Source organism: Phytopseudomonas argentinensis, from assembly GCF_900113905.1.
Taxonomy (GTDB): Bacteria; Pseudomonadota; Gammaproteobacteria; order Pseudomonadales; family Pseudomonadaceae; genus Aquipseudomonas; species Aquipseudomonas argentinensis.
The window spans coordinates 20,503-37,034 of sequence record NZ_FORC01000003.1 but is presented as its reverse complement, the minus strand read 5'-3'; the positions used below and the strand labels follow the sequence as shown (position 1 = coordinate 37,034).

Genomic DNA, 16,532 nt, shown 5'->3' with positions numbered 1-16,532 from the left:
GCAACTGGTTTTCTGGAACGTCCACATGCCCCGCGAAATTCGCATCGCTACCCGCAAGAGTGCCCTGGCCCTTTGGCAGGCCGAACACGTCAAGGCCCGTCTCGAACATGCCCATCCGGGGTTGCAGGTGAGCCTGGTGCCTATGGTCAGCCGCGGCGACAAGCTGCTTGATGCGCCCTTGGCAAAGATCGGCGGCAAGGGCCTGTTCGTCAAGGAGCTGGAAACTGCGCTGCTGGAAGATCAGGCCGACATCGCCGTGCACTCGATGAAAGACGTGCCGATGGATTTTCCCCAAGGCCTTGGCCTGTTCTGCATCTGCGAGCGCGAAGACCCGCGCGACGCCTTCGTCTCCAACACCTACGAGAGCCTCGATGCGCTGCCTGCCGGCAGCGTGGTCGGCACCTCCAGCCTGCGCCGCCAGGCCCAGTTGCTGGCCCGCCGCCCCGATCTGAAGATCCATTTCCTGCGTGGCAACGTCAACACTCGCCTGGCCAAGCTGGATGCCGGCGAGTACGACGCGATCATTCTAGCTGCGGCGGGGCTGATTCGTCTCGGCTTCGAGGATCGCATCCGTGATTCCATAGGCGTCGAGCACAGCCTGCCGGCCGGCGGTCAGGGTGCGGTGGGAATCGAGTGCCGGGTTGGCGATGCCCAGTTGCAGCAGCTGCTGGCGCCGCTCAATCACGCCGAGACGGCCCTGCGCGTCACCGCCGAGCGGGCCATGAACAAGCGTCTCAATGGCGGCTGCCAGGTGCCTATCGCCTGCTACGCGATCCTCGAAGGCGAGCAACTGTGGCTGCGGGGGCTGGTTGGCGAGCCGGACGGCAGCCGCCTGCTGCGCGCCGAGCAGCGTGGCGCTGCGCAGGATGCCGAACGCCTCGGCATCGAGGTCGCCGAGGCGCTGCTGGCCCAGGGCGCCGGCGACATCCTCAAGGCCATCTATGGCGAGGCCGCTGCCGAGTGAGTGGCTGGCGCCTGCTGCTGACCCGGCCCGAGCAGGAGTGCCAGGCGCTGGCCCAGGCGCTCGCTGAACAAGGTATGCATGGCGCCTGCCTGCCCCTGCTGGGTATCGAGCCGCTGCCGGAAACGCCGCAGCACAGTGCGACCATTTGCGACCTGCACCGTTACACCGCCGTGATCGTGGTAAGCAAGCCAGCCGCCCGCTACGGCCTCGAGTTGCTGGACCGTTACTGGCCGCAGCCACTTACCGATCAGCCCTGGTTCAGTGTGGGCGCCGGCACCGGGCAGATCCTCGCCGACTATGGGCTGACGGTTTTCTGGCCAGGCCGGGGTGACGACAGCGAGGCTCTGCTGGAATTGCCTGAATTGCAGGCTCCACTGCGCGCCGCGTTGTTTCCCCGGGTGCTGATCATTCGCGGCGAGGATGGCCGCACCCTGCTCGCCGAGCGCTTGCGGGAGCAGGGGGTCGAGGTGGACTATCTGCCGGTTTACCGCCGTGTGCTTCCTGCCTACCCCGCTGGTACGCTGCAGCGGCTGATACAGGTGGAACGCTTGAATGGCCTGGTGGTCAGCAGTGGGCAGGGCTTGACGCATCTGCGCCAACTGGCGGCAGATGACTGGCCTGAGCTGGCGCAGCTACCCTTGTTCGTGCCCAGCCCGCGAGTCGCCGAGATGGCGCGCGAGCTCGGAGCGATTGATGTTGTGGATTGCCGTGGTGCCGATACCGCGGCGTTGTTGGCGGCCTTGCGTGCGCAGGCTTCGCCCGACTCTTGAAGCAAAGGATGGATACGTGAGCGAAGCGACTTCCCCGAAAGAGCAGGAGCAGCCTGTGCAACCCGCCCTCGAATCGTCCCCAGCCGCTGCCGAGGGCAAACCGGCGGCGCGCGGCTCGGCGATTGCCGCCGTGGCCCTGTTGGTGGGCGCCATCGGTGTCGGCGTCGGTGGCTGGAGTGCCTGGCAGTTGCACACCCTGCAACAGCAGACACAGCAGCAGTCGGCCCAGCTCGAGCAGACGCGCAGCCAGGCCCAGGCCTTGTCGCAGCGCACCGAAAGCCTGAACGGGCGCTTCGAGCAGTTGCCGAGCCTGCAGGAACTCGAGGAGCGTCGTCGGCTGGTGGCCCAGTTGCAGGGCGACCAGCAATTGCTCAATCGCCGCCTGGAAACCGTGCTGGGCGCCAGCCGCCAGGACTGGCGCCTGGCCGAGGCCGAGCACCTGCTGCGTCTGGCCAGCCTGCGCCTGTCTGCCCTGCAGGACATCAACAGCGCCACCGCGCTGGTGCAGGCCGCCGATGAAATCCTCCGTGATCAGGATGACCCGGCGGCCTTCGCCGCCCGTGAGCAATTGGCGAAGAGCCTGGAAGCGCTACGCGCCACCGACAACCCCGATCGCACCGGGCTGTTCCTGCAGCTTGGCGCACTGCGCGAACAAGCTGCGCAGCTCAATTCCCTCAATCCGAAGTTCGTCGCCGACGGCGGCGTGCTTGGCGAGCTGGCCGCCGAAAGCGAGCCGGGTACCTGGTGGGGGCAGACCCTGCACAAGCTGTCGCAGTATTTCCGCCTCGATTTCAATGCCGATCAGAACGTGCGTCCGCTGCTGGCCGGGCAGAGCCTGACCCAGGTACGCCTGGCGTTGAGCCTGGCGCTCGAGCAGGCGCAGTGGGCAGCGTTGCATGGGCAGACCCAGGTCTATCGGCAGGCACTGCAGCAGGCCGCCGAGGTGCTGGATGCCAATTTCAATCGCGACAACCCCGACAGCCGCGCCCTGCGCGCCCGCGTTGGCGAATTGGTCGACCAGCCGATCGAGGTCAAGGCGCCGGAGCTGAACCAGTCGCTGGACGCCGTTGAGGCCTATATCGAGCACAAGCAATCGGCACGTGAGCGTCTCAAGAATGCGCCCAGCGAACAGGCCGATGGCGATGGGGAGGAGCGCCCATGAAGCGCGTCTACCTGCTGGTGCTCACCGCGCTGGTGATCGGTGGGCTGGCGTTGCTTGGTCTGGCGGTTGCCGAACACCAGGGCTATGTGCTGCTCGCCTACAAGGGCTTTCGCTACGAATCGACGCTGTGGGCGTTCGTGCTGTTGATCGTCGCCGTCTGCCTGGCGCTGTGGCTGCTGCGACTGCTGATTCGTGCCCTGCTGACCTCGGTGGGACTGATCAATCCCTGGTCGCGGCTGCATCGCGAGCGGCGGGTACGCCGCGCCTCCGAGCATGGTTTCCAGGAGCTGATCGAAGGCCGCTGGAGCAAGGCCCAGGCCCACCTGAGCCGTATCGCCCGCAACGAGCCGCGCCCCTTGATCCACTACCTGGGCGCTGCGCGCGCGGCCCACAACCTCGAGCATTACCAGGAAAGCGACGCCTTGCTGGAAGAGGCGCTGCAGCGTCAGCCCAACGCCGAGCTGGCCATTGCCCTGACCCATGCCGAGCTGCAACTGGCGCGCGGGGAGATCGACAGCGCGGAGGAAACGCTGCAGGTGATGCACGAGCGTCATCCGCACAACCCGCAGGTACTGCGTCAGTTGCAGCAACTCTATGCCAGTCGTGGTGACTGGCAGTCGCTGCTCAAGCTGCTGCCGGTATTGCGCAAGGAAAAGGCAATGGCGCCTGCCGAGCTGATGGCCTTGGAGCGACGCGCCTGGCGCGAGTACCTGCTCGGTGTGGATTTCAATGCGGCCGATGAAGGTGCGCTACCGTCGCTGGCGCAGGCCTGGGAGCGCCTCTCACCCAGTCTGCGTGGCGAGCCGGAACTACTCGCCGTATACGCCGATCGCCTGCGTGCACTCGGCGCCGAGCCAGGTGCCGAGGAGCTGCTTCACAAGGCGTTGAACCGTGAGTACGACAGCCGTCTGGCACGGCTCTACGGATTGTTGCGTGGCCGTGACTCGGCTCGGCAGTTGCAGGCCGCAGAAGGGTGGCTGAAGCAGCATCCCGATGATGCCGGATTGTTGCTCACCCTCGGTCGGCTGAGCCTGCATAACCAGCTATGGGGCAAGGCGCGTGATTACTTCGAAGCCAGCCTGACCCTCGAACGCCATCCGGAAACCTGTGCCGAGTTGGCGCGGCTGCTGGCCCAACTGGGCGAAGTGGAACGCAGTAACCGCTTGTTTCAAGAAGGCCTGGGGCTGCTCGACCGGCGTCTGAGTGGCCAGGTCGTCGCCACGCCCCCGGTGCCGGCCGCTCAGCGCCCGCCCGCTGGCGACTGAACGATATCCCTGTGGCATCGGCCTGAGCCGCGTAGCTGAGGACCGTCGCCGCGGGGATAAGCTGAGAAGAAATCAGGGGTCGGACTGCCATCGGAATCATGCTAGTGTCGGGGCTCGGCTGCACGACTCGTAGTGCGTTGCCGTCGCTGCCCGGCCCTGGCTCGCAGTGACGTGCGGTCAGTGGGATGCTGCCAGCCAAATTTCCGATTCGTGGCGACGACAGAGTGAGCGTCGGTGCCCGATACCTACAGGACTTACTCATAAGGGAGCGGATCACCATGCTCGAAAGTTGCCAGAATGCGCAGGAGCGGTGGGGCGGCGTGCACCTGATGATCGATCGTTGGCTGCAGGAACGTGCGGAACTGATCAAGGCCTATGCGGCCATTGATGACGTTAGCGACAAGACGGTGGTACAGCGGTTCTGCGAGTACCTCGTCGACTACGTCTCCGCGGGGCATTTCGAGGTCTATCAGCAGCTCACCGACGAGGCGCGGGCATTCGGTGATCAGCGCGGCCTGGATTTGGCCAAGCAGATCTACCCGCGAATCGAGGTGATCACCGAGGCGGCCCTGGCCTTCAATGACCGTTGCGATGGCGGCGATTGTGGCGATGTCGATGCGCTAAGCCGCGAACTCAAGCATCTGGGCCAGATGCTCCACGAGCGCTTCGAACTCGAAGACTGCCTGATCGAAGTGCTGCACACCGCCCATAAACAGCAGGCCAGCGCCGCCACTGTATGAGCCCCGACGCCGCGCCTGTTCGCGGCGTCGTCGTTTTCAGCCCCGCCATGCTATTTGCAACGCTGCACGGGTGCTTGCAAAGCGCCTCGGGCGGGCGCAAATTTCACCCACCTAGTATGGCTTTAATCCCATCCGCCTGGAGGCGCGTCATGCCGGCCACAAAAAACTCGAAGAAGAAATCGGTTACCACCCCGTTGCACTTGCTGCAGCAGCTTTCTGGCAGTTTGCTCGAGCACCTTGAAAATGCCTGCTCGCAAGCCCTGGTAGACGCTGAGAAGATCCTCGCCAAGCTGGAAAAGCAGCGGGGTAGCGCGCAGGAAAAACTGCACAAGGCGCGTGGCAAGCTGCAGTCGGCAGTTGCCGACGGCAAGGCCAAGGCGCAGTCCAAGGCCAGGGCCGCAGTGGACGAACTGGAAAGCCTGCTCGATGCGCTGCAGGCTCGCCAGACCGAGACCCGCCAGTACATCGTGCAGCTCAAGCGCGATGCCCAGGAAAGCCTGAAACTGGCCCAGGGGGTTGGCAAGGTGCGTGAGGCGGCCGGCAAGGCGTTGTCCAGCCGCGAAAAAGCCGATGCCAAGCCGGTTGCCGCCAAGGTGCCGGTCAAGCCGGCCGCTGCCAGACCAGCTGCCAAGGCTGTTGCGAAACCCGCTATAGCCAAGCCGGCGGTCAAGACCGCGGTGAAACCAGCAGCCAAACCGGCCGCTCAAACCGCTGCAAAAGCGGCTACCAGCAAGCCCGCTGCCAAGCCTGCTGCGAAAACCGTTGCAGCCACGGCCATGGCTAAGCCGGCGGCTGCCAAGCCAGCGGCCAAGGCGACCGCAAAAGCCGCTACTGCCAAGCCGGCGGCCAAGGCTGCGGTTAAGCCTGCCGGCAAACCGGCTACTCAAGCGGCTGCCAAGTCGGCGGCGGCCAAACCGGCGGTGAAGGCTGCAGCCAAACCGACGGCCAAGCCAGCCGCAAAAGCTGCCGCGAAGCCTGCTAGCCAGGCGGCCAAAGCGGTTGCTGCCAAGCCGGCGGCCAAGGCCACCGGTAAGCCTACGGCCAGCAAGCCGGCGGCCAAGCCCGCCGCTAAACCGGCAGCCGCCAAGCCTGCCGCCAAGCCCGAGGCGAGCAAACCAGCGGCGAGCGAGCCTGCCGCTGCGTCGGCGCCTGCCAGCAGTACTGCCAACGGCGCAACGCCGCCAGCCAGCAACTGATTCAGGCATGCTGAGCCTGCGAGTGGTCACGCTCGCGGGCTTCTCCTCCCTCGGTGCGTTTTCATGGCGCCCTGCCTTGCCTGCCGTTCTCACCCTGCGCCGATAGGCCCGACTATTCCTGTTGCCTTGTGAGTTCGTGTGCTACGGGCCGTTTCTGCGCGGAACAGCCGGGCAGCAAACGGGTCAATGGACAGGTCGAGGTGGCCAACGGCCAGATCGACGAAGCCACAAGCAGAGTGTCCGTTGTGAAGAACCAGGTCGCCGCCCGTATCGCAAAGATCGAGCAGGCCTTCGATTCACGCGTGGCTGGCGCAGTGAAGAGTCTTGGCAGTCCGTCCGACAGGCCATCAAAAGCCTGTCTGCTAGGCTGGATCAGCTGAGCGCATTGTTTGAGCTGTCGCGCGTATCCAATGAGGAGAGTCAGGATGGCTGTTAAAAAGAAATCCGAGAAACAGGCCAGCTCCTGGATCGGCGAGGTCGAGAAGTACTCGCGGCAGATCTGGTTGGCCGGCTTGGGCGCATACTCCAAGGTCAGCAAGGACGGCACCAAGCTGTTCGATACCCTGGTCAAGGATGGCGAAAAGGCCGAGAAGGCCGCCAAGAGCAATGCCGATAAACAGACCGATGCGCCGGTCGACTCGTCCGCTACCAGCACCCGTTCGCGCGTCGACGAGGTCAAGGACAGGGCCATCGGCAAGTGGGGCGAGTTCGAAGAAGCATTCGACAAGCGTCTCAACAGTGCCATCTCCCGGCTGGGTGTGCCGAGCCGCAGTGAGGTCAAGGCCCTTAACGACAAGGTCGACTTGCTGACCCGCCAGCTCGAGAAGCTCACGGCAGGCTCCAGCCAGGCGGCTAGCAAACCGGCCGCCAAGGCCGTAGCAACCAAACCGAGCAGCAAGGCTGCGACCGCGAGCAAGGCGCCGGCAGGCAGCAAAACAGCCGGCACCAGCGCCGTGAAACCAGCCGCCAAGCCAGCCGCTGGCAAACCTGTAGCGGCCAAGCAGGCGCCGGTCGGCAAAGCGGCTTCCGGCAAACCGGCCAGCGCTGCCAAAAGCCCGGTTAAGACTGCAGGCAAAGCCGCCGCCAAGCCTGCAACCAAAGCGCAGGCCAAGTCTGCCAGCAAGCCTGCGACGAAGAAGCCGGTGGCGCGCAAGGCATCCGCTACGCCAGCGCCGGCACCTGCCGCTAGCACGGCGCCTAGCGGCTCGGAGTCCTGAGCCGCTAGGCGATTGCGACAACGCCCGATCATGATCGGGCGTTGTCGTTTCTGCTCGGGTCTTTGTGTACGGCGTCGTAGCCTGAACGCTCCAGGCTCGGCCTCAGAGCATCAGCCGCACGACCGATTCGTCCGGGTCGCGGGATTGCCCGGCGGCGGCCAGGGCGGCCAGGTAGTCGCGCCACAGTTCGTCCTGGCGCAGCGCCAGCTGACGCAGATAGTCCCAGGTGAACAGCCCGCTGTCGTGGCCGTCGTCGAATGTCAGTTTGAGCGCGTAATTACCGGCCGGCTCGATGCCGATCAGCGCCACGTTCAGCTTGCCGGTCTGCAGGATGGGCTTGCCGTGGCCCTGCACTTCGGCGGAGGGCGAGTGCACGCGCAGGAATTCGGCAGGCAACTGGTAGCTGTCGCTGCCGTAGTGCAGTTCCAGCAGGCGCGAGGCCTTGTGCAGCTTGATCGCGGTGGGGATAAGCACGGCAGGCTCCAGGCCGGACTTCAGGGACCGCGCGGCACCAGGGCGCCGCGCGGTGCCAGGCTATCAGAGAATGTAACGCGACAGGTCTTCGTCCTGGGCCAGCTCGCCGAGATGGCTGTTGACGTAGTCGGCATCGATGCGAATGACTTCCCCATCTTGCTGACCCGCCAGGTCTCCGGCGCTGAACGACACTTCCTCGAGCAGCCGCTCCAGCAGGGTGTGCAAGCGACGAGCCCCGATGTTCTCGGTCTTCTCGTTGACCTGCCAGGCGATCTCGGCGATGCGCTTGATGCCGTCTTCGACGAATTCCACGCCCAGGCCTTCGGTCTGCAGCAGGGCGACGTATTGCTCGGTGAGCGAGGCATGGGGTTCGCTGAGGATACGTTCGAAATCTTCCGGGCTCAGTGCCTTGAGTTCGACGCGAATCGGCAGACGACCCTGCAGTTCCGGCACCAGGTCGCTCGGTTTGCTGAGGTGGAACGCACCCGAGGCAATGAACAGGATATGGTCGGTCTTGACCATGCCCAGCTTGGTGTTGACGGTGCAGCCTTCGATCAGCGGCAGCAGGTCGCGCTGCACGCCTTCGCGGGACACGTCGGCACCACCGGCGTTGGCGCGTTTGGCCACCTTGTCGATCTCGTCGATGAACACGATGCCATGCTGCTCGACCGCTTCCAGGGCCTTGGCCTTGAGTTCTTCCTCGTTGACCAGGCGCCCGGCTTCTTCGTCACGCACAAGCTTCAGCGCATCCTTGACCTTGAGCTTGCGGCTCTTCTTCTTGCCCTTGCCCATGTTGGAGAACAGGTTCTGCAGCTGGCTGGTCATCTCCTCCATGCCGGGCGGGGTCATGATCTCGATGCCGGCCGGGCTGTCGGCCACTTCGATATCGATTTCCTTGTCGTCCAGCTGGCCCTCGCGCAGGCGCTTGCGGAACAGCTGGCGGGTATTCGAGTCGCTGGCCGATGCCGCTTCCTCGGCGAACCCGGTGCGTGCCGGTGGCAGCAGGGCATCGAGAATACGGTCTTCGGCGGCGTCTTCGGCGCGGTGGCGCACGCGGATTATTTCCTGCTCGCGCAGCATCTTCAGCGCGGCATCGGCCAGGTCGCGAATGATCGATTCGACGTCACGGCCCACATAACCCACTTCGGTGAACTTGGTGGCCTCGACCTTGAGGAACGGCGCATTGGCCAGCTTGGCCAGGCGCCGGGCGATTTCGGTCTTGCCGACACCGGTGGGGCCGATCATCAGGATGTTCTTCGGCGTGACTTCGGCGCGCAACTCGACCGGCAGCTGCATGCGCCGCCAGCGGTTGCGCAGGGCGATGGCCACGGCGCGCTTGGCGTCGTCCTGGCCGATGATGTGGCGGTTGAGTTCGTGGACGATCTCGCGGGGTGTCATGGACATGAGCGGGCTCCGGTCCGGACTGGCCTCAAAGGGCCGAGTCCAGTTCCTCGATGGTCAGATTCTGGTTGGTGAACACGCAGATCGAGCCGGCGATGTTCAGCGCGGCTTCGGCGATCTCGCGGGCGCCCAGCTCGTCGCTACCTTTTTGCAGCAGTGCCAGGGCGGCGGCCTGGGCGTAGCCGCCACCGGAGCCCATGGCGATCAGGCCATGCTCGGGTTCGACCACGTCACCATTGCCGGTGATGATCAGCGAGGCGTCCTTGTTGGCCACGGCGAGCATGGCTTCAAGGCGGCTCAGGGAGCGGTCGGTACGCCAGTCCTTGGCCAGCTCGACCGCGGCGCGCACCAGATGGCCCTGATGCCGCTCGAGCTGTGCTTCGAAACGTTCGAACAGGGTGAAGGCGTCGGCGGTGGCACCGGCAAAGCCGGCGATCACCTGACCGTGATAAAGACGCCGAACCTTCTTGGCGTTGCCTTTCATCACGGTATTGCCGAGGGAAACCTGGCCGTCGCCACCCATGACGACTTTGCCGTGGCGGCGGACTGAAACGATGGTGGTCAAGGGCGTGCTCCTTCGGCAGCTCCGGGGTTGACCTGTTATATGGGGATGGCCTGGGCGTGCTTCAACCCATGGCCACGACGCCGGGGAAAGTAGCGGATCAGCCGGGGCTGCTCCATGGGTGCAAGCGGCGACAGCGCCCGGTAATTGCACAGAGAAGCTGGTGGTGCGTTCCGCTCACGGGCCTGTGTTTTCGCTGAACCTGCAGGTCAGGTAGCGATTGCTAGGGCCGTAGCGCAGGATCGCCAAAAGGCGCTTGAGCAGGTACAGCGGGTGCCGGCGGTAGTACGCCAGCACGGCGTTGCCGACGCCCTCGGAGCGGTGCTCGCGTGCGGTTTGCTTCGACTTCTTGAATAACCCGGAAAATTCCCAGCGCTGGATCTGCTCGAAGCGTTCGCCTGACTGCAGGCCATGGCGGCGAAACAGCGCGAAGAAGCTGCGCGGGCTGAAATCGTGAAGGTGGTGGGGGTTGCCGTCCAGGGTCGGGGTGGTCGGCACCGAGGCGACGATCACGCCGTTTTTGGCCAGCAGCCGCGCATAGTTCTCGATCAGCCGCTGTGGGCTTGGCAGGTGTTCGATGGTTTCCAGGCTGACGATGCTGTCGAAGCCGGCGCCGTCAGCGAAGGTCTCCGCGTTCGCGCACAGGTAGCGCAGGTTGGCCTTCTGATAGTTCGCCTGGGCGTAGGCAATCGCCTCGGGGTCGATATCGATCCCGGTGATCTGTTTGTCCGGGTGCTGTTCGGCCAGCAACGCACTGCCGTAGCCGCACCCGCAGGCCATATCGAGCACGCGCTGGCCCTGCAGCGAGCGGCTGGCGAACTGGTAACGCTGCAGGTGCAGTTCCAGGGTCGCCTGGTCGGCGGCCAGGCGCTCATCCATCTTCAGTGGGTAGATACGTTCGAGCGTGTGCATGGCAACCATTCCCTGGAGGTGAGGATGGAAATATAAAGCATTCCACCCTCACCGGTGCCGCCACGTCGCTGACCTGTGTCAGCCGTAACGTTTCTTCGCCTCGATGGCCAGGCCGCTGCCGATGCTGCCGAAGGTGTTGCCTTCCACGTGCCGGGCGTTGGGCAGCAGCGCCGCCACGCTCTGGCGCAGGGCCGGCACGCCGCTGGAGCCGCCAGTGAAGAACACAGTGTCGACCTGCTCCAGGCCCACGCCCGCATCAGCGAGCAGCGCAGCGACGCTGCTGCGGATACGTTCGAGCAGCGGTGCGATGCTGTCTTCGAGCAAGCCCCGGGTCAGCTCGGCGACCAGGCCGGCCTCGATGCGCTGCAGGTCGATGGGGTGCTGCTGGTGTTCGGTGAGGGCAATCTTGCTGTCCTCCACCTGCATGGCCACCCAGTGGCCGGCTCGTTGTTCGATCAGCTTGAACAGGCGGTCGATGCCGGTCGGGTCGAGGATGTCGTAGCGCATGCTCTGCAGCGCCCGCTGCGAGGCCGCTGAATAGACCATGTTGATGGTGTGCCAGGTGGCCAGGTTGAGGTGCATGCTGGTCGGCATCGGTGCGTCGCTCTTCATCCGGCTGCCATAGCCGAACAGCGGCATCACCCCGGCCAGCGAGAGCTGCTTGTCGAAGTCGGTGCCGCCGATATGCACGCCGCCGGTGGCCAGGATGTCGTCTTGGCGCTCGGCCTGTTGGCGGCGCTCGGGCGCCAGGCGCACCAGGGAGAAGTCCGAGGTACCACCCCCGATATCGACGATCAGCACCAGCTCTTCCCGCTCGATGGTGGATTCGTAATCGAAGGCCGCGGCGATCGGCTCGTACTGGAACGACACATCCTTGAAGCCAAGCTTCTGGGCCACGGTGATCAGGGTGTTCTCGGCTTCCTGGTCGGCCAACGGGTCGTCGTCCACGAAGAACACCGGGCGCCCCAGCACCACGGCCTCGAATGGCCGCTCGGCCACCGCCTCGGCGCGTTTTTTAAGCTCGCCGATAAAGAAACCGAGCAGATCCTTGAACGGCAGGGCGCTGCCCATCACCGCGGTTTCGCTCTTCAGCAGCTTGGAACCCAGCAGGCTCTTGAGCGACCGCATCAGGCGGCCTTCGTAGCCTTCCAGGTATTCGTGCAGGGCCAGGCGGCCGTACACCGGGCGGCGCTCTTCGAGGTTGAAGAACACCACGGAGGGCAGGGTGATCTTGCCGTCTTCCAGCGGGATCAGCGTTTCGCCGCCGGGGCGAAGCCAGCCAACGGTGGAGTTGGAGGTGCCGAAGTCGATACCGCAGGCGCGGGCAGGTGTGGAAAGGGACATGACGCGCGGCTCCTGAAAAAACGGCCGCGCATTCTAGGCGAAATGATCGGGCAGTGCTGGCGCTTCGTCAGGGCAGAGGCGGATTTTGCACGCCGCCGCGGCGGATGCGCCATTGGCCCCACTCGAAGCCCAGCACGACAAGCAGCGAAAGCGCGAATGGCAGCAGCAGGTAGAAGCCGCGGAACACGATCAGCGCTGCCAGCACGTCCGGCGCCGGAATCTCCGGCAGGGCCGCCAGGAAGCTGACTTCCAGTACGCCCAGACCGCCTGGCGCGTGGGACAGCAGGGCCAGGGAGAAGGACGCCAGGAACACGCCAAGCACCACCATGTAGCCGGGGTTGTAGGCTTCGGGCAGAGCGAAGTAGATGATCGCCGCTGCGCAGGCCAGCTCCAGGGGGCCGGCCAGCAACTGGCGGCCAACGATGGGCAGACGGGGATACTCGACGTGCAGCTTACCGAAGGTCCAAGGCTTGAACTGCAGCCACGAACCGAGCACGTAGAGGCCCACCAACAGCAGCAGGAAGCCGCCTACGGCGACCGAGACCAGCGGCGTGACGTCCAGCACGCGATGGATCAGATCCGGTTGCAGCACCAGCACGCAGCCGCTGGCCAGCAGGGTGCCGAGGGCGAAGGTAAAGGAGCAGAAGACGATCAGGATACCGATTTCATGGGGCGTCAGGCCCTTGGTGCGGTAGGCGCGGTAGCGCACCACGGCGCCGGAGAACACCGAGGCGCCGATGTTGTGGGCCAGGGCATAGGTGGTGAAGGAGCACAGGGTGATAAAGCGCCAGGAGATCTTCTTGCCCAGGTGCGCGACAGCGATGCGGTCGTACCAGGCCAGCGCCGAGTAGGCGCCCAGGGTGGCGGTGGCGGCGAGCATCCAGTTCAGGTGCGGGATGGCCTTGAGGCTGCCGGCGATCTCGTCGAGGGAAATGTTGCGCACTTCGCGATAGAGCAGAAAGCAGGACGCGACCACGGCGCACAACCCGATCAGCGTCCAGATCAGGTCACTGCGTTTCATCGCGGGCTTGGTACCTTGCAACGGCGATCCCCTGTTTCACGTCTTTGCGGACAGTCGATTGTGCATTCGATAGGCTGGCGCACCCATTGTTCAGAACCTTTCCCTCGGGTATGACCCGGCGGGTTGTGGGTGTACAGGGTGCGCAGTATCCCGGAGGCGGGCCGGTTGCTCAACTGGCACCGTTTTTCAGGCCGTTACCGCGTGTGTCTTTTTACAGCCCCAAACCCAGCGTGGCTGCGGCCAGCACGGTATAGCGCAGGGTTTTCGCGAGGCTGACGATAAGCGCGAAGCGCCACAGTGGCTCGCGCATGATACCGGCGACCAGGGTCAGCGGATCGCCGATCACCGGTAGCCAGCTCAACAGCAGCGACCAGCGCCCATAACGACCATACCAGTGTTGCGCCTGCCGCAGGCGTCGGTCACTGACCGGAAACCAGCGCCGGCCGCGAAAGCGCTGCAGATAGCGGCCAAGCCACCAGTTGACCAGCGAGCCCAGCACATTGCCCAGGCTGGCAACCAGTACCAGCGCCCAGGCTGGCTGTGCGCCGCCGAGCAGCAGCGCCACCAGCAGTGCTTCGGACTGCAATGGCAGCAGGGTCGCCGCCGCGAGTGCGGCGCTGAACAGACCCAGGTAGGCGTAGATGTCCGGCAAGACGATGGACGGTCAGGGTTTCTTGTCCGCTTCGGCGTTGGCCATGATCTCCTCCAGCTTGAGCCCGGTGAGATCGTGGATGGTACGCCACAGGTAGTAGAAGATGGCCATCAGCATGATCATCGAAGGGATGGCGATCATCGGGTAGCTGAGCAGGGTCATGCGCCCCAGCTCGTCGTTGAACGCCTCGCTGCCGGCCGGGCTGGTGACGATCCACTTGGCCAGCACGTAGTTCATCGCCGAGGAGAAGAAGAAGGTGCCGCTGAGCAGGTAGGTGGCGCGCAGCAGGCGCGCTTCGAAGCGCTGGGTGTGGCCGCCCTGCTCCAGGCGGTCATGGATCTTGTCGACGTTGAGCACCGTCTTGTTGAACAGCAGGGTACGGATCAACGGGTAGCGGGTACGCGTCGACACCAGCACGGCGATGCCGATCAGCCCGGGAATCGCCGCCTCCTTGACCGCCAGCCACTGGTTGTCCAGGTGCAGCAGGCCGATGCCGCCGGTGAGGATTACGCTGACCAGGCCGAGCAGGGCGACGAAGTTGAATTTGCGGTACTTGACCAGCTCGAAGGCGCCCCAGCCCAGTGGGAATGCCAGGGCCAGCACCAGTGCGCCATCCGGGCCCAGGCGTGCTTCGCCACTGAGCTTCATGAGAATCAGCGAAGGGATCACGATGCTGATCAGCAGGTCGATGAACGGACGGGGCTTGTGCGGTGCGGCGGGCGTTTGCGTGGTGTCGGTCATGTCGATGCGCGTTGGTGGGCGAGCGCCGATGATCGCCTGCCTGAGGCGCTGGCGCCAGCCCGATTGTCGCGGCAATCGCCACAAAGTCCTTCGGGCAAGCCGCCGACGGGCATGGATGACCTGCCAGCCTGTAGCCGGCTTTGCACGGCTGCTTGCTGAAATTGGCCAGCCACTGGGGTAAAATTGCCAGCTTTAGCTGCAAGGTGAGTGTCGACGACCCACCGGTGCCGACCTGCTGCCCGGTAGCTGATTCTGTTCACGCGTTCATGGGGATGGCCAGATGGGCCCGTTGCGTTGCTGGGGTGTGCTGTTTGTCGCGCTGCTGTGCCTGCGCGCGAACGCCGAACTGCGCATCCTCACCGAGCCGGGGCCGCCTACCGCCTTCATGGAAGAGGGTGAACTGCGCGGCTTTGGTGTCGATGTGGTGCGTGAGCTGATCGCCAGAACCGGCGCCCACGCGCAGATCGAGATGATGCCCTGGACCCGCGCCTACACCCTGGCCCAGCGTGGGCCGGATGTGGCGCTGTTCGCCATGGTGCGCACGCCCGAGCGTGAACAGCGCTTCCAGTGGGTCGGGCCGATCCTGCATGGCAAGGTTCGCTTCTATTCGCTGAAATCCCGTGGCATGCAGGTCGATAGCCTCGCCGATGTCGCGGCCAGCGGCCCGTTGGCCGTGCCCAAGCAGTGGTACAGCTACGAGGCGCTGCAGGCCAAGGGACTGCAGAACCTATATGGCGTGCCTTCGCCGCAGACCATGGTCACCTTGTTCGCCCATGGCCGCGGCAACCTGATCCTGCTCGAGGACATCCTGCTGCGCGACATGCTCGCCCCGGCAGGGCTGGAGCCGGCTGACGTGCAGCCGCAGATGGTGTTCATGGAGTCGTCGTATTACATCGCGTTTTCACGTGATACCGACCCGGCGATCGTTGCCGCTTGGCAGAAGGAACTGGCGGAAATGCGCCGAGATGGCAGTTTTTCGGCGATTTTCCGCCAATGGCTGCCTGATGTAGAGCCACCCCAGGCCCCGCGCTGAGTTGGCGGGAAATTTGCTGCGAAGCTGGTTTCAAGGCCGTTTATGAGCGCGGCAGCTGCGCAGCTGCCGGCAACTGGCCCATCGGACGCAGCACGCCACAAGAATTCGCTTCAGATGGCAGGGACAAGGCCGTCGGGCACTCGATTTATTTGACGTTTGGACAATGCCTATGACCAACATGCAACGTGCTTCCCACCATGAACTGCGGCGTGCCTTTCGCACCCTGCTGGCTTCTGGTGCCTGCTACCACACCGCCTCGGTGTTCGACCCGATGTCCGCGCGCATCGCCGGTGACCTCGGTTTCGAAGTCGGCATTCTCGGCGGCTCGGTGGCCTCGCTACAGGTACTGGCCGCACCGGATTTCGCCCTGATCACCCTGAGCGAGTTCGTCGAGCAGGCCACCCGCATCCATCGTGTATCCCGCCTGCCGGTGATCGCCGACGCCGACCATGGCTATGGCAACGCCCTGAACGTGATGCGCACCGTGGTCGAGCTGGAGCGCGCCGGGATCTCCGCGCTGACCATCGAAGATACCCTGCTGCCGGCCCAATTCAACCGCAAGTCGACCGACCTGATCAGCATCGCCGAAGGCGTCGGCAAGGTACGTGCGGCCCTGGAGGCGCGGGTCGACCCGGACCTGGCGATCATCGCCCGCACCAACGCCGGGGTGCTCAGCGTCGATGAGGTAATCAAGCGTACCGTGGCCTATCAGAAGGCCGGTGCCGATGCCATCTGCATGGTCGGTGTCGAGGATTTCGAGCATCTGGAGAAGATTGCCGAGCACCTCAGCGTGCCGCTGATGCTGGTGACCTACGGCAACCCCAAGCTGCGCGACAACGAGCGCCTCGCCAAGCTGGGTGTACGCATCGTGGTCAACGGCCATGCCGCCTACTTCGCCGCTATCAAGGCCACCTACGACTGCCTGCGCGAGCAGCGCAACGCGGTCGGCAGTGATCTCAGCGCCTCCGAGCTGTCGCAGAAATACACCCAACCCGAAGACTACGTGGCCTGGGCCGATGAGTTCATGAACGTCAAGGAATAACCTCGCTTCACCTGCCACGCCGGACAGCGGCCGCGC

General features: G+C 64.6%; 18 protein-coding genes. 10 read left to right on the top strand and 8 right to left on the bottom strand.

Annotation, left to right across the window (positions count from 1 at the left end; translation table 11 throughout):
* Positions 1–25 precede the first annotated feature (25 nt).
* From hemC to BM154_RS14660, 8 genes are all read left to right on the top strand, one after another.
* Positions 26–964: a hydroxymethylbilane synthase gene (gene hemC, locus BM154_RS14695; RefSeq protein ID WP_074885493.1), complete on the top strand. Its 939-nt coding sequence runs from the start codon at positions 26–28 to the stop codon at positions 962–964.
* Entirely contained in the window at positions 961–1,734 is a 774-nt protein-coding gene (locus BM154_RS14690) for a uroporphyrinogen-III synthase (RefSeq protein WP_074885488.1), read from the top strand. The genes hemC and BM154_RS14690 overlap by 4 nt, the downstream gene beginning before the upstream one ends.
* 16 nt (positions 1,735–1,750) lie before the next feature.
* Positions 1,751–2,896, top strand: coding sequence for a uroporphyrinogen-III C-methyltransferase (locus BM154_RS14685; protein ID WP_074885485.1), 1,146 nt, complete (start codon positions 1,751–1,753; stop codon positions 2,894–2,896).
* The gene (locus tag BM154_RS14680) at positions 2,893–4,161 is read left to right on the top strand and encodes a heme biosynthesis HemY N-terminal domain-containing protein (protein ID WP_074885482.1); all 1,269 of its coding nucleotides are present in this window, start codon (positions 2,893–2,895) and stop codon (positions 4,159–4,161) included. The genes BM154_RS14685 and BM154_RS14680 overlap by 4 nt, the downstream gene beginning before the upstream one ends.
* Positions 4,162–4,439: 278 nt before the next feature.
* The gene (locus tag BM154_RS14675; RefSeq protein WP_074885480.1) at positions 4,440–4,901 is read left to right on the top strand and encodes an Rsd/AlgQ family anti-sigma factor; all 462 of its coding nucleotides are present in this window, start codon (positions 4,440–4,442) and stop codon (positions 4,899–4,901) included.
* A 149-nt stretch (positions 4,902–5,050) separates the two neighbouring features.
* Positions 5,051–6,097 carry an AlgP family protein gene (locus BM154_RS14670; RefSeq protein WP_074885477.1) on the top strand — a complete coding sequence of 349 codons (1,047 nt, stop codon included), beginning with the start codon at positions 5,051–5,053 and terminating at the stop codon, positions 6,095–6,097.
* 53 nt (positions 6,098–6,150) lie between these two features.
* Positions 6,151–6,477 (top strand): phasin family protein, encoded by a 327-nt coding sequence (locus BM154_RS24670; protein ID WP_139225462.1) that lies wholly within the window; start codon positions 6,151–6,153, stop codon positions 6,475–6,477.
* A 45-nt stretch (positions 6,478–6,522) separates the two neighbouring features.
* Positions 6,523–7,314: a phasin family protein gene (locus BM154_RS14660; protein ID WP_074885471.1), complete on the top strand. Its 792-nt coding sequence runs from the start codon at positions 6,523–6,525 to the stop codon at positions 7,312–7,314.
* A gap of 102 nt (positions 7,315–7,416) precedes the next feature.
* Here the strand turns inward: BM154_RS14660 and BM154_RS14655 are convergent, their stop codons facing one another.
* The 8 genes from BM154_RS14655 to BM154_RS14620 all read right to left on the bottom strand — a co-directional run bounded on the left by BM154_RS14655 (position 7,417) and on the right by BM154_RS14620 (position 14,421).
* On the bottom strand, positions 7,417–7,788 hold the full coding sequence (locus BM154_RS14655; protein WP_074885468.1) for a gamma-butyrobetaine hydroxylase family protein: 372 nt from the start codon (positions 7,786–7,788) through the stop codon (positions 7,417–7,419).
* Positions 7,789–7,851: 63 nt separating this feature from the next.
* Positions 7,852–9,192: an HslU--HslV peptidase ATPase subunit gene (gene hslU, locus BM154_RS14650; protein ID WP_074885465.1), complete on the bottom strand. Its 1,341-nt coding sequence runs from the start codon at positions 9,190–9,192 to the stop codon at positions 7,852–7,854.
* Positions 9,193–9,217: 25 nt separating this feature from the next.
* Complete coding sequence (gene hslV / locus BM154_RS14645) at positions 9,218–9,754, bottom strand: ATP-dependent protease subunit HslV (protein ID WP_074885462.1); 537 nt, start codon at positions 9,752–9,754, stop codon at positions 9,218–9,220.
* Between the two features lie 174 nt (positions 9,755–9,928).
* Positions 9,929–10,663 (bottom strand): class I SAM-dependent methyltransferase, encoded by a 735-nt coding sequence (locus BM154_RS14640; RefSeq protein WP_074885459.1) that lies wholly within the window; start codon positions 10,661–10,663, stop codon positions 9,929–9,931.
* 78 nt (positions 10,664–10,741) lie between these two features.
* Complete coding sequence (locus tag BM154_RS14635; protein WP_074885456.1) at positions 10,742–12,007, bottom strand: Hsp70 family protein; 1,266 nt, start codon at positions 12,005–12,007, stop codon at positions 10,742–10,744.
* Between the two features lie 67 nt (positions 12,008–12,074).
* On the bottom strand, positions 12,075–13,028 hold the full coding sequence (locus BM154_RS14630) for a lysylphosphatidylglycerol synthase transmembrane domain-containing protein (protein WP_074885453.1): 954 nt from the start codon (positions 13,026–13,028) through the stop codon (positions 12,075–12,077).
* Between the two features lie 211 nt (positions 13,029–13,239).
* Positions 13,240–13,680 (bottom strand): YqaA family protein, encoded by a 441-nt coding sequence (locus BM154_RS14625; protein WP_074885450.1) that lies wholly within the window; start codon positions 13,678–13,680, stop codon positions 13,240–13,242.
* 12 nt (positions 13,681–13,692) lie between these two features.
* Positions 13,693–14,421, bottom strand: coding sequence for a VC0807 family protein (locus BM154_RS14620; RefSeq protein ID WP_074885447.1), 729 nt, complete (start codon positions 14,419–14,421; stop codon positions 13,693–13,695).
* Positions 14,422–14,701: 280 nt separating this feature from the next.
* Between BM154_RS14620 and BM154_RS14615 the strand changes: the two genes are divergently transcribed.
* Together BM154_RS14615 and BM154_RS14610 are read left to right on the top strand one after the other, a co-directional pair.
* Complete coding sequence (locus tag BM154_RS14615) at positions 14,702–15,454, top strand: substrate-binding periplasmic protein (protein WP_074885444.1); 753 nt, start codon at positions 14,702–14,704, stop codon at positions 15,452–15,454.
* Positions 15,455–15,632: 178 nt separating this feature from the next.
* The gene (locus BM154_RS14610) at positions 15,633–16,496 is read left to right on the top strand and encodes an isocitrate lyase/PEP mutase family protein (RefSeq protein ID WP_074887084.1); all 864 of its coding nucleotides are present in this window, start codon (positions 15,633–15,635) and stop codon (positions 16,494–16,496) included.
* Positions 16,497–16,532 lie beyond the last annotated feature (36 nt).

Excerpts from the sequence above, each read along its gene's own strand:
- hemC (WP_074885493.1), top strand. The coding sequence starts at position 26 with ATGCCCCGCGAAATTCGCATCGCTACCCGCAAGAGTGCCCTGGCCCTT.
- BM154_RS14670 (WP_074885477.1), top strand. The coding sequence starts at position 5,051 with ATGCCGGCCACAAAAAACTCGAAGAAGAAATCGGTTACCACCCCGTTG.
- BM154_RS14620 (WP_074885447.1), bottom strand. The coding sequence starts at position 14,421 with ATGACCGACACCACGCAAACGCCCGCCGCACCGCACAAGCCCCGTCCG.
- BM154_RS14660 (WP_074885471.1), top strand. The coding sequence starts at position 6,523 with ATGGCTGTTAAAAAGAAATCCGAGAAACAGGCCAGCTCCTGGATCGGC.
- BM154_RS14610 (WP_074887084.1), top strand. The coding sequence starts at position 15,633 with ATGCAACGTGCTTCCCACCATGAACTGCGGCGTGCCTTTCGCACCCTG.
- BM154_RS14675 (WP_074885480.1), top strand. The coding sequence starts at position 4,440 with ATGCTCGAAAGTTGCCAGAATGCGCAGGAGCGGTGGGGCGGCGTGCAC.
- hslU (WP_074885465.1), bottom strand. The coding sequence starts at position 9,192 with ATGTCCATGACACCCCGCGAGATCGTCCACGAACTCAACCGCCACATC.
- BM154_RS14615 (WP_074885444.1), top strand. The coding sequence starts at position 14,702 with ATGGGCCCGTTGCGTTGCTGGGGTGTGCTGTTTGTCGCGCTGCTGTGC.
- BM154_RS14680 (WP_074885482.1), top strand. The coding sequence starts at position 2,893 with ATGAAGCGCGTCTACCTGCTGGTGCTCACCGCGCTGGTGATCGGTGGG.
- BM154_RS14635 (WP_074885456.1), bottom strand. The coding sequence starts at position 12,007 with ATGTCCCTTTCCACACCTGCCCGCGCCTGCGGTATCGACTTCGGCACC.
- BM154_RS14640 (WP_074885459.1), bottom strand. The coding sequence starts at position 10,663 with ATGCACACGCTCGAACGTATCTACCCACTGAAGATGGATGAGCGCCTG.
- BM154_RS14630 (WP_074885453.1), bottom strand. The coding sequence starts at position 13,028 with ATGAAACGCAGTGACCTGATCTGGACGCTGATCGGGTTGTGCGCCGTG.